10 protein-coding genes are annotated in these 11,932 nt (G+C 62.8%); 6 read left to right on the plus strand and 4 right to left on the minus strand.

All coding sequences use genetic code 11. The features are described 5' to 3' along the window. Nucleotides 1–120 precede the first annotated feature (120 nt). The gene (locus AC1AUD_RS13045; protein ID WP_476574811.1) at nt 121–1,449 is read left to right on the plus strand and encodes an ATP-binding protein; all 1,329 of its coding nucleotides are present in this window, start codon (nt 121–123) and stop codon (nt 1,447–1,449) included. 99 nt (nt 1,450–1,548) lie between these two features. On the opposite strand, the gene AC1AUD_RS13050 is transcribed toward AC1AUD_RS13045, so the two are convergent. Both AC1AUD_RS13050 and AC1AUD_RS13055 read right to left on the minus strand, forming a co-directional pair. Continuing rightward, nucleotides 1,549–2,526 (minus strand): aldo/keto reductase family protein, encoded by a 978-nt coding sequence (locus AC1AUD_RS13050; RefSeq protein ID WP_476574812.1) that lies wholly within the window; start codon nt 2,524–2,526, stop codon nt 1,549–1,551. 114 nt (nt 2,527–2,640) lie between these two features. Further along, nucleotides 2,641–3,699, minus strand: coding sequence for an alpha-arabinofuranosidase (locus AC1AUD_RS13055; RefSeq protein ID WP_476574813.1), 1,059 nt, complete (start codon nt 3,697–3,699; stop codon nt 2,641–2,643). 282 nt (nt 3,700–3,981) lie between these two features. Between AC1AUD_RS13055 and AC1AUD_RS13060 the strand changes: the two genes are divergently transcribed. Beyond that, nucleotides 3,982–5,346, plus strand: coding sequence for a glycoside hydrolase family 27 protein (locus tag AC1AUD_RS13060; protein WP_476574818.1), 1,365 nt, complete (start codon nt 3,982–3,984; stop codon nt 5,344–5,346). Here AC1AUD_RS13060 and AC1AUD_RS13065 read toward each other — a convergent pair. Beyond that, nucleotides 5,343–6,374, minus strand: coding sequence for a LacI family DNA-binding transcriptional regulator (locus tag AC1AUD_RS13065; RefSeq protein ID WP_476574814.1), 1,032 nt, complete (start codon nt 6,372–6,374; stop codon nt 5,343–5,345). The genes AC1AUD_RS13060 and AC1AUD_RS13065 overlap by 4 nt on opposite strands. Nucleotides 6,375–6,615: 241 nt before the next feature. Between AC1AUD_RS13065 and AC1AUD_RS13070 the strand changes: the two genes are divergently transcribed. From AC1AUD_RS13070 to AC1AUD_RS13085, 4 genes are all read left to right on the plus strand, one after another. Beyond that, nucleotides 6,616–7,866, plus strand: coding sequence for an ABC transporter substrate-binding protein (locus AC1AUD_RS13070; RefSeq protein WP_476574815.1), 1,251 nt, complete (start codon nt 6,616–6,618; stop codon nt 7,864–7,866). 162 nt (nt 7,867–8,028) lie between these two features. Then, nucleotides 8,029–8,982, plus strand: coding sequence for a carbohydrate ABC transporter permease (locus tag AC1AUD_RS13075; protein WP_476574816.1), 954 nt, complete (start codon nt 8,029–8,031; stop codon nt 8,980–8,982). Between the two features lie 44 nt (nt 8,983–9,026). Continuing rightward, complete coding sequence (locus AC1AUD_RS13080) at nt 9,027–9,860, plus strand: carbohydrate ABC transporter permease (protein WP_476574819.1); 834 nt, start codon at nt 9,027–9,029, stop codon at nt 9,858–9,860. Between the two features lie 99 nt (nt 9,861–9,959). After that, nucleotides 9,960–10,931, plus strand: a complete 972-nt coding sequence (locus AC1AUD_RS13085; protein ID WP_476574820.1) for a family 43 glycosylhydrolase — start codon at nt 9,960–9,962, stop codon at nt 10,929–10,931. A gap of 431 nt (nt 10,932–11,362) precedes the next feature. On the opposite strand, the gene AC1AUD_RS13090 is transcribed toward AC1AUD_RS13085, so the two are convergent. Beyond that, nucleotides 11,363–11,932, minus strand: a 570-nt coding sequence (locus AC1AUD_RS13090; RefSeq protein WP_476574817.1) for a TIM-barrel domain-containing protein, incomplete at its 5' end; no start/stop codon positions are given.

Raw genomic sequence — 11,932 nt, forward strand, 5'->3', positions numbered from 1 at the left:
GCAACAGGCTACGGTTCATTGGCAATCCCTAGAAAATGTTTTGAAAAAGCCAAAACTTCCTCATAAAATGTGCCCAATAGTTGTATTTTGCCTTAGAAAACGTAGCTAAAGGAGCGGGCGATGAAGCGGCGGATGATGGAGCGATTGGTGGCTTGGCGCGACGATCCGAGCCGTAAGCCGTTGATTCTAGACGGTGCGCGTCAGGTGGGCAAGAGTTGGTTGGTTAAGGAGTTCGGGCGCACCCATTTTCAATCGATGGCCTATGTGTCGTTGGAGGGCGATGCATCGCTGCGCCGCCTTTTCGAAGGTAATCCGCGGCCGGAACGTTTGATATCCGGTTTGTCGTTGGCGTCAGGCGTGCCGATTGCGCCTCATGACACGCTGATTGTGCTCGATGAGGTTCAATCTTCGCCAAAAGCAGTGGAGTCGTTGAAATATTTTTCGGAGGAGGCTCCTGAGTATCCGCTGGTGGCAACTGGTTCGTCGCTGGGCATCACCATCCATCCGGGGGTGTCGTATCCCGTGGGCAAAGTGGATCGGCTGCGCTTGCTGCCGATGGATTTTGTTGAGTTCCTGAATGCCTGCGGTCAAGAGCCCATGGCGGCCCTGGTTGAAGGCGGGGACACGGCGATGATGGCGGTGTTTCACGAACAGTTGATGGAATGGCTGCGGTATTACATGGTTGTGGGCGGCATGCCTGAAGCCGTGACGGTCTTTGCATCGACCTATCCCGGCGTTGATTACGAGGCTGTCCGACGTGCACAGCAGGGGGTGATTGGCGGATATAGGGAGGATTTCTCCAAATATGCCGATGATATGCCGCGGGGATTTTCGCTACGGCTGGCACAAGTATGGGATTCGATGCCTTCGCAGTTGGCGAGGGAGAATAAGAAGTTCCTTTATGGAGCGGTGCGTTCGGGTGGGCGTGGCAAGGACTTTGAACTGGCGATACAGCGTCTGCTGGATTGTTCGATAGCGCTTAAAGTGCCACGTGTGTCGGCGCCGGAGTATCCATTGCGTGCGTTTGCCGACCCCGCGGCCTTCAAGCTTTTCGCGTCGGACGTCGGTCTGTTGCGTGAGATGAGCGGCATCGATCCGCGTATCATCCTCGAAGCGGATGATGTGTTCCGCACGGCAAAAGGTGCGTTTACCGAGCAATATGTATGTCAGGAACTTGTCGCCGCGGGCTGGGATCCGAAGTATTGGACGAACGAGAACTCAACGAATGAATTGGATTTCCTTATCCAATGCGATGGTGTGGTGGTGCCGATCGAGGCGAAGGCCGGCGACAATCTCCATGCGAAGAGTTTGAAAGCGGCCATCAAACGCTTCGGGTTCACGCGCCCGGTGCGTCTGTCTGCGCGTGAGCCGCGACATGATGGTGCGATTATCGATCTGCCGCTCTATGCCATCGTTGGATTGCGGAACATTCTGGACGGCTTGGGGTGATGATTGCCGATGGGGTGGATATGGCGGTTGCGTCATATCCACCCCATCGGCGTAGCGGTAAATGGTGCTGCGCCGAAGAACAGAAGTCGTGAACGTCGCTCAGCCGATGTGGCGCTCGAAGCGCTGGAAGCCGAGGATGCGGTCGATCTGCTCGAGCGCATCGGCCGGCAGTTCGACGCCGGCGGCGGCGAGGCTGGAATCGAGCTGGGAGGGCTTGGATGCGCCGACGATCACCGAGCTGATGACCGGCAGGCGCAGGATCCATGCCAGCGCCAGCGTCGGCATCGACATGCCGAGCTCGTCGGCCACGCCCAGCAGCGCCTCGACCTTGTCGAGGTTCTCGTCGGTCAGCAGGTCGTTGATCTGATGGTCCGACTGCCAGGTGGCGCGCGAGCCGGCCGGCAGCGGCTGGCCCTTGCGGTATTTGCCGGTCAGCAGGCCCTGCGCGAGCGGGGAGAACGGGGTGATGCCGATGCCGTAGTCCTCGCACACGTCGACGATTTCGTGCTCGATATAGCGGTCGACCATGTTGTATTCCGGCTGCACGACGGTCAGCGGGTGCAGTCCGCGCTCGGAGATGATGCGCTGGGCGCGCTCGAGACGGGCCGCGCTCCACTCCTCGGACACGCCGTAATAGAGGATCTTGCCCTGGTCCACGAGGTCGCTGAGCGCCTGCAGCGTCTCCTCCATGGGGGTCGTAGGGTCGAAGCGGTGGCAGTAATACAGGTCGATGTAGTCGGTGCCGAGGTTCTTCAGGCTGCGCTCGCAGTTGTTGAGGATATGCTTGCGCGATAGGCCGCGTCCGTTCACGTTGTCGGAGGTTGGGAAGAAGACCTTCGAGGAGATGACGACGTCTTCGCGCGGCAGGTCCTTGATGAAGCGGCCGAGGAACACCTCGGCGTCGCCGCCCGAGTAGGCGTCGGCGCAGTCGAAGAAGTTGACGCCCGCGTCGAAGGCCTTGCGTGCGATGGCCATCGCGTTGTCGACGGCCTCGGTGTCCTCCAGCTTGGTCATCCAGCTGCCGAGGGCGATCTCCGAAACCTTGATGCCGGCCTTGCCGACGTTGCGATACTGCATGTGGGCTCCTTTGCTTATGTATGTGGGTGGATATTGCTGTTAACGCTCACGTTAAGTGTTCAAGCCGACTTGAAGGCAAGCCGAAGGGCCTCCCACCGGCGTGTCGTCCGGCTTCTATAGCGCGAATGCCGTCTCCACCGCCGCGTATTCGGCCGCGCTGATCGGCAGAATCGAGCCGTGCCGTTTCTTGAGCGCTCCGAAATCGATGTCGTCGGCGACGGCCCAGTCCTCCGGTTCGCGCGAGGAGAGGTCGGCCGAGCGGAACGGCAGATATCCCTTCGCCTCGCCGTGCTGATCGCACATGAGCCCAAACGGCATCGGTCGCCCGTTTTCAGTGCGCACGTCGGCGTCGTGATAGCGGAACAATTCCGGGCCTTCGAGGTAATGCCAGGAATACCGTCCGTCGCCGAGGATGTCGGACAGCGAGCCCACATACGACCATGCCTGCGGATCGCTGGTGCGCCGCACTTCGTAGCCGGTGGCGTAGGGATTGCGCGTGCGTTCGATGGTGATCTCCAGATCCTTGGAGGCGCGGATCCACCAGCCGTCATCGAGGCGGATCATCGTGGTGTCGATCACGTCGTTGATGCGGTCGATCCATTTGACCGGTGCGGAGAAAGCCTTGAGATCGGGGCTGGTGGCGTAATACATATTCGTCTCTCCGCCCAGTCCGTTGCGCAATTCGTCGGCCAGCGGATCGCCGGGCGCCCCCGCGTTGGCGGCGGTGGCCCAGAATACGATCCACTGCGCGCGTTCCGGATCCCAACAAGTCTCGGGGGCCCAGGCCATGCCGGCGCCGGGAATCGCCGAGGCCACGTCGACCAAGCGCGGTTCGCTCCACTGTGCGAGGTCGGGAGAGTCCCAGATGACGAGCCCGGTACTGCCATCCTGCGTGGCGTGGGCGGTGGCCCAGTCGCCGCCGCGGTGGAAGATGCTCAGGTCGGTGGCGATGATATGGAATCCGCCGGCCGGGTCCCGCGTGATGAACGGGTCGCGCACGCCGCCCTCGCCGCCGGTCCAGGTCAGCGCCGGGCTGCCGGCCGGCCGCAGATCGCGCCAGTGCGTGCCGTCGTGGCTGAGTGCGAAATACAGCTGCTCGTCGGTTTCGCAGCGTTCGTCACCGGTGAAATGGACGAAGAGATAGCCGTCTCGTTCGTCGGCTGCTGTGGTCATGTGATGCTCCTTGTGCGGAATATGGGTGGTCGTGAGGTTGTCAGCGTGCCGGTCCCCCGAGCGCAGGCAAGCCGTCTTCGCCCGGGCGGGTCGGTTGGACGAGGGTTTCGCGCGTCATTTCGCCGACGCGCCGGTTGCCGGGCCAAGGGAAGGGGATTTTGTCTGTCTGCGGCGTTGCGCTCATGCCCTCACAGTATACTCACGGATTGACACGATTCAATTCGCAAGGAGGCAAGCATGTCGCATGCAGCAACGCCGTTGCCCAAGGCCTGGCGCCCGCCGATGGGCTGGAACAGCTGGGACTCGTACGGCACCACCATCACCGAGGACGAACTCATGGCCAACGCCGAGTTCATGGCCGCCCATTTGCTGGAGGCCGGATGGGACACGCTGGTGGTGGACGCCTCGTGGTTCGATCCCACGGCGCGCGCCCATGGATACAACGAGAACGCGCCGTTCGTGCTCGACGAATACGGCCGGCAGATGCCCGATCCGAAGCGTTTCCCCAGCGCGTCGGACGGGCGTGGCTTCACTTCGATCGCCGAGCGCATCCATGCGCTGGGCCTGAAGTTCGGCGTGCATGTGATGCGTGGCATCCCGCGCCTGGCCGTCGAGCGGAACACCCCGATTCCGGGCAGCGACTACACGGCGAAGGATGTGGCCGATCTCGATCACGTCTGCTCGTGGAACCCTGACAATTTCGGTCTCAAGCGCGACCATCCGGGCGCCCAGGCATGGTATGACGCTCAGGTGGATCAGTTCGCCGCCTGGGGACTCGACTATCTCAAGGTCGACGATATGCAGACGCCGTTCTATCCCGAGGAGATCGAGGCCTACCATCGCGCGATCGACAAGGCCGAGCGCAACCATGGGCGCGATATCGTGCTGTCGCTCTCGCCCGGCGGCTGGGTGGCGAGCACGCATGTCGATTTCCTGCGCGGCGTGGCCCAGCTGTGGCGCATCTCCGACGATCTGTGGGACCGCTGGGAGGATATCTACCAGCAGTTCCCCCGTCTGGCTCGCTGGGCGCCGATGCAAACCGCCGGGCATTGGGCCGACGCCGACATGCTGCCGCTGGGGCATATCGGCTTGAGGGCCGAGCGTGGCGATGACCGCCAGAGCAAGCTCACGACGGATGAGTGCAAAACCATCCTGTCGCTGTGGTGCATGGGCCGGTCCCCGCTGATGGTGGGCGGCGATCTGCCGACCTCCACGCCCGAGACCATCGCGCTGATGGCCAATCCGGCGCTGCGCGAGATCACGGCCGGCTCCGCGAATAACAGGGAGCTGATTCGCGAACGCATCTTCGAGCGCTGGTGGGAAGAGGATTCCTATCGCGGCGAGCTCATCGTCTGGGCGGCCGATGCGGCGGATTGGGCCGACGGCACGCCGTCCGCGCATCAGGACGGACATTACGGTGCGTTCTTCTGGACGGGAGACGAGCCCTATGAACTCAAGGGCAATGTGCAGCTGCAGAGCTTCGTGGGGCTTGACGCGCGCAAGGATGCCTGGACGGTGAGCGATCTGTGGGCGGGCGTTCCCGGCGGGGCGTCGGATCTGCGCATCGAGGGTGAGGGCGGCGATCGCGTGCTCCGCGGCACGATCCCGCCGCATGGCGTGCTGTGGTTCGCCCTCGATCCTCGCTAACGACGGGTCGATTCCCTGGCGATGAGGCGGAAGTCCGCGGTGAGCGTGCGTGGCGCCGCGGGCTCCTGTTCCTCGGCGTTGTCGAGGCGGTCGAGCAACAGCCCGACCGCCTTGGTCGATAGGTCCTCCAGATCGGTGGCGATGGTGGACAGCGAGGGAATATAGGCGTCGCATTCGTTGATGCCGTCGAATCCGATGACGGCCACGTCGTCGGGCACGCGCACCCCGCGGTCGGCCAGTCCCCGGACGAAGCCGATGGAAATGGTGTCGGTCATGCAGAACGCGCCGTCGAACTCCAGACCGGAGTCGACGATGCGGTGGGCTGTGGCTCGGGCGTCGTCAGTGCGCCAGTGGCGCAGGTCGATGAACTGTTCGGGCGCGGGCGAGATGCCAAGGTCGTCGAAGGCATTGAGGCAGCCTATGAGGCGCCGCCCGGACACCGTCGTGGCGGCGCGGTCCTCGGAAAGCGCGTCGTAGGCCGTGCCAATCACCAGGATGCGCTGGCATCCGATGCCGACGAGGTGCCGGATGGCGGCCTCGGCACCGGCCTCGCAGGGGGTGGCCACCGAATCGAACACTGGGTCGGGGGAAAGGTCGTCGAGCAGCACCACCGGTTTGCCGCCCGACAAGGCCCGGATCTCCTCGTCGGAGACGTTGCCGGGGCTGAAGATGGTGCCGTCGCACAGCTGGCTGGTCACCTTCTGCAGGATGGAGATCTCGTTGTCCTTGGAATTGGAGGTCTCCTGCACGATGGTCTCCAGTCCGTGCCGTGCGGCAGCGCGGCTCATGGCGGCGCTCATCTCGCTCGGATAGGGATGGTCGAGTTCGAAGATCGCCACGCCGATGACGCCGGAGCGTCCCGAGCGCAGGGAACGCGCCGACAGATTCGTGGTGTACTGCAGATCCCGCGCCGCCTGCATCACGCGCTCGGCGGTGGCCGGTGCGATGCGTGTGTCGCCGCGCAGCGCATAGGATGAGGTGGCGCGCGACACGCCGGCGGCCTTGGCGACATCACTCATGGTGACCATGGCGTACACTCCTTGAAAAACTTAGTAATTATGCGGCTTCCGAGCGGGTCGGGCCGTGTAATCCCCGTGTAGTGAGCTCCATTCTAGGCGGAAGATTTGACACGATTCAAGGCGGGGTGTGTAATTGATTTCACCAGCTTTTGAATCGTGTCAACTAATCGATTCAAAAACGGGACCCGGCGTTGCAGCCGGGCCAAAGAGGACCCCTAGGGCGCAGCAGCCCGAAGCAAGGAGGAGAAACATGAAACTCGCGAAGGCAGTGAAGACCGCGATCGCCGCGGCCGCGGGCGTTGCGATGTTGGTGCCGCTGGCCGCCTGCGGCGGCAGCGCCGACGCCGGCAAGACGACGATCAGCTTCCTGAGCTGGAACAACGAGCAGATGATGAAGCCGTATGTCGATAAGTTCGAGGAGGAGAACCCCGACATCAAGATCGACTTCAGCTACTCGCCGCCCACCCCGGAGTACATCCAGACCCTGCAGACCCGACTGGTCGGCAACCAGGCGCCGGATGTGTTCATCATCACCTCCGAGAACAAGGATGACCTCATCACCAACGGCTACGTCAAGGATCTCACCGACGAGCCGTTCATGAAGGACATCTCCCAGGCCAACAAGGACTTCGTCTCCCGTGACGGCAAGGTCTACGGCATGTCGCTGAGCTCCTGGGCCTCCGGCATCGTCTACAACAAGGACCTGCTCAAGCAGGTCGGCGCCGACGAGGTGCCGAACACCTGGGATGAGTTCCTTGACCTGTGCAAGAAGCTCAAGGACAAGGGCATCACCCCTTACCTCGAGACTGTTGCCGATGGCCTGAGTCGCATCCCCGATGCCTTCCAGGGCGCCATCTTCGCCAAGGACGGCACGGACGTGACCGCGTTGGCCACCGAATCCAAGCAGACCCCGGGCGCCAACGAGAAGGACGCGGTCAAGGAGTGGATGAAGCTCTATGACCAGGATCTCGTGACCCGCGACATCGTCGGCATCTCCGGCGATGACATGAAGACCCAGTTCGTCAACGGCCAGGTCGCCATGATCTGCACCGGTCCGTGGGACTTCGGCACCTTCCAGGAGGCCTCCGGCCTCAACTGGGGCTATGACCTCATGCCGGCCCTCGACGCCGACCACGAGCAGTATGCCCAGGGCTCGCCGTCCCCGGCTCTGACCATCTACTCCAAGCTGGAGGGCGACAAGCTCAAGGCGGCCGAGAAGTTCCTCGAGTTCATGCATTCCGACTGGGCGCTGCAGAAGCAGTCCGAAGGCGGCGACGCCATCACCGTCGAAGGCTTCGAGTCCGATGTGGTCGAGCAGTACAAGGACGTCTACGAGCAGAATGTGAAGACCGGCAAGTACTTCCTCATGACCAACTTCTACAAGAGCCCCGACGTGCTCTCCACGGCCACGCAGGCGGAGACCCAGCAGCTGGTGCAGGGGGCCATCACGCCCGACCAGTGGGCCAAGAACGTCGATGGGAAGATGGCCAACGCCCAGTGAGCGTTGGCTGACGTCCCACGGTCCGGGGCGGGTCGGTGATCGGCCCCGGACCATTCCCGGCAACATACGCGGCGGACGGTCGCGTGCAAACGCACCGTCCGCCGCGCCATGCCCGGATATCACAAGCTTTCATCATGGGCCATATAACTCGGGAGGATGGCAATGAGCAATGCAACAAGGGTGACGGCGACGCTGCCGCCGTTGGATGAGAACCTGTACCGCAAGCGCAGGCGCGCGCAGGGGCTGCGCGAGGATCTGAATTCGTTCTGGTTCCTGCTGCCGATTCTGGCGCTGTTCGTGATCCTGTTCCTTGTGCCGCTGGTGCAGACCGCGTACTTCTCGTTCACGGATTTCAACGGCTACAGCATGGATATGAACTTCGTGGGATTCGAGAACTATCGGAAGGTGTTCTCCGATCCGTCCACGCTCGAAGGCCTGGGCTTCACGATTCTCTATGCGGTGCTGGTGATGGTCGGTGTGACCGCGCTGGCGATTCCGCTGGCCGTGGTGCTCAACCGCAAGTTCGTGGGCCGTGATTTCGTGCGCTCCGTGTTCTTCTTCTTCTCGGTGCCGTCCCTGGCCATCATGGGCATGGTGTGGAAGTACATCTTCTCCCCGATGAAAACCGGCGTGGTCAATTCCGTGCTCAGCGTGTTCGGCATCGATCCGATTCCGTGGCTGTCGAATAACTCCCTCGCCAAGTTCTGCGTGATCTTCATCGCCATCTGGGCCCAGATCGGTTGGCATGCCACCCTGTATCTCGCCTTCCTGCAGGCCATTCCCGCCGACCTCTACGAGCAGGCCACCGTCGACGGCGCCGGCCCCCTCCAGCAGTTCGTGCACATCACGCTGCCCCAGCTCACCCCGGGCATCGTCACCTCCACCTTCCTGCTTATGTCCGGCGGTCTGAAGGTCTACGACCTTCCCTACACGATGACCAAGGGCGGCCCCGGATACTCGACCTATACCGTCACCCAGTCCATCATTCAGCAGGGCATCGGCCAGTCCCAGTATGGCATCGGCTCCGCGCTGGCCGTGCTGTTCTTCATCGCCACCGGCATCGTGGTGTTCCTGCAAATGGGCATTTCCAACCTGATTTCGAGGAGGTTCCAGTGATGAGCGCCGCAACCAAAACCCCGGCCGGTTCCAAGGCCGAAGGCATGAACTTCACCACCCGCAAACGCATCTCGTCCATCGCCACCTCCGTGGTGATGATCGCCGTCGCACTGGTGTGCGCGGTGCCGCTGTGGTACATCATCATCAACACCTTCAAGACCATTCCCGACATGAGCGCCAATCCGCTTGGCCTGCCGAAGGAATGGACCTTCGAGAACTACGCCAACGCCTTTGAGACCGTGCCGATTCTTCGTTCCCTCTGGAACACCGTCATCGTCACCTTCTTCGGCGTGCTGATTCAGGTGATCGTCGGTGCGCTCGCCGCATACGGCATGATCCTGCGCAAGTCGAAGTTCACGGCCGCCGTGGGCACCATCCTCATGGTCGCCTTCGTCGTGCCCGCCCAGTCCACGCTGATCCCGCTCTACCGCATGGAGGCGCAGGCTGGCATCGTCAACACCCTGGCCGGCCTGGTGCTCATCTATCTCGGCGGCTGCGTGTTCTGCTACTTCCTCATCGTGGGATACATGCGCTCGCTGCCCTTCGAACTCATCGAGGCGGCGCGCATCGATGGCGCCGGCCCGCTGCGCATCTTCTGGAGCATCGTCATGCCGCTGATCCGCCCGATTCTGACCACCGTGGTCGTCTTCCAGACCATGGGCACGTGGAACGACTTCATGAACGCCAATGTGTTCATCAGCTCCTCGAATCTGAGGACCATCGTGCTGCAGGTCTACAACGCTGTCGGCCAGTTCTCGACCGATTGGCCGAGCTTCATGACCATCACCGTGCTCGCGCTGCTGCCGGTGTTCATCTTCTTCATCTTCTGCCAGAAGTGGATTGTCTCCGGCCTCGTCGCCGGCTCGGTCAAGGGCTGATCCGAGGCGTCGGCCGGCCGATCCTTCGATTCGCCGGCCGACTCCCGCCATCCGTCATCGTCCGTCATTTGCCTGTCCGGAAAGGACCCTCTCGTGACCATCGCACTTGAACCGCCCGCTGTGCGCGCCGCCGACCGTGAGTCGCTGCCGCATCGCGTCAACAATGCGGAGCTGGCTACCAACCCGCTGCGCCGGTACTGCGCCGATCCCAACCTCGCCATCTTCGACAATCGGTATTTCCTGTATTGCACCGACGACGGCGTGGATGAGTGGGGCACGACGGCATTCAGCGTCTATGTCTCCGACGATCTGGCGACGTGGGAGCGCCATCCTGCGCTCGACCTGCGCGACGTGCCGTGGTGGCACGGCGAGGACGGCGCATGGGCTCCGTCCATCGTGCGTCGCGCCGATGGCAGGTATGTCTTCATGTTCGTCGCCGGCTCGCAGATCGGCGCCGCCGTGGCCGACACGCCCTACGGTCCGTTCGTTCCCGAACCGGAGCCGTTGGTGCGGCGCGGCACCTTCGATTGCCACACCATCGACCCGGGCGCGTTCGTGGACACGGACGGCACGCGCTGGTTCCTGTGGGGCAATGGCCGCGCCTGGGCCGCGCCCTTCGCCGACGACTGCCTCTCCTTCGATGAGACGCGCGCGATCGGCTGGGTGCCCGGCGATTTCCGCGAGGCCATCTGGTTCCATGAGCGCAACGGCATCTACTACGCCTCGTGGTCGGAGAACGACGCGCGCGAGGAGACCTATTGCGTCAAGTACGCGATGGCGCCTTCGATCGTCGGGCCGTGGACCGAACCGATGCCGCTGGTGATGCCCGATCCTTCGCGCGGCCTGTTCGCCACCGGACATCACAACATCGTGAACATCCCCGGCACCGACGAGTGGATCATCGCCTACCATCGCTTCGCGCTGAACCCCGCTGGTGCGGCGGCCGGTCGCTGGGCGGGCGGCGACGGCTGCCATCGCGAAACGGTCTTCGCGCCGTTGGTGCACAACCCCGACGGCACCCTCGCGCCGGTCCGCCCCGAGGTCGGCTCCTACGTGCGCCCCCTGAGCTAACGCCTCCTTGTCATTTTGAGCGGAGCGAAGCGAAGTCGAAAAATCTCTTCCTTCCCCTTCGCCAAGCTCCGCCCTCCCCGAGCCGTTTCTCCTTCCCGGCTCGTTCATCCGCCCCGGTGTCCTTCCGCGCCGGGGCGGACTTTTATATAGGGGATATGCCGTGAGCGCGGCCGCGATACCCTTGAATTGATGTATATCCGTTATTTTCAAGGCATTGAAATCTCATCTTTTTGAGCGTGGCGTCTATGCCTAGCTGAAGAAGAAACGCGCCGAACCGTGAAAGCGCCTGTCGGCGCAAAGGCCGCTCGCGGCGGCAAAAAATGGAGCCCGGGGCTTAAGCACGGCCCGACGCGGCTTTTAGTATAAGGCATCCCGCCCCGCCACACGCGGGAGTGGGATGCCTTATGTCTGCCAGCGATAGCCTCGGTGTGTTAGAGGCGACCGGCCAAGCCATGGTCGCGGCCGTCGCGGGCGAAGACCGGCATGGTGTCGAGTGCGGCGGCTGTCTCGATCCACTGCCCGCCGGCATGCGTCGTGCCATCGCGCAAATCGGTCCAGGTCACATCGGAGTCGCCGGGCAAGTACACCTGACGCGAACATGCTCCGGCCTCAACTACCGGCGCGACGAGCAGGTCTGCGCCGAGCATATATTCGTCAGCTACTTCGCCGGCTGTTGCATCGCTTGGGAACTCGTAGAACAGACCACGCATCAGGGGATGCCCGGTGCGATGGGCTTCGTCAAACAACTCGCGCATATAGGGGCGCATGAGTTCGCGGATGCCGATGAACTTGACGATTATGCGCTCGATATCCTCGCCATAGCTCCATGGTTCGTTGTCGGCGCCGGAGGGGGAGCGGTGCTCGCCGGCCTTGTTGGCGATGGTCTGTTTCATGGTGCCGTCGGTCTGTGGGGCGGAGCGGTCGCCGTGGTTGCGCATCACGGGCGAGAAGCAGGAGAACTGGCACCAGCGCGCGAGCAGTTCGCGGAAGGCGGGGTCGGT

The organism is Bifidobacterium sp. LH_730, assembly GCF_056355835.1.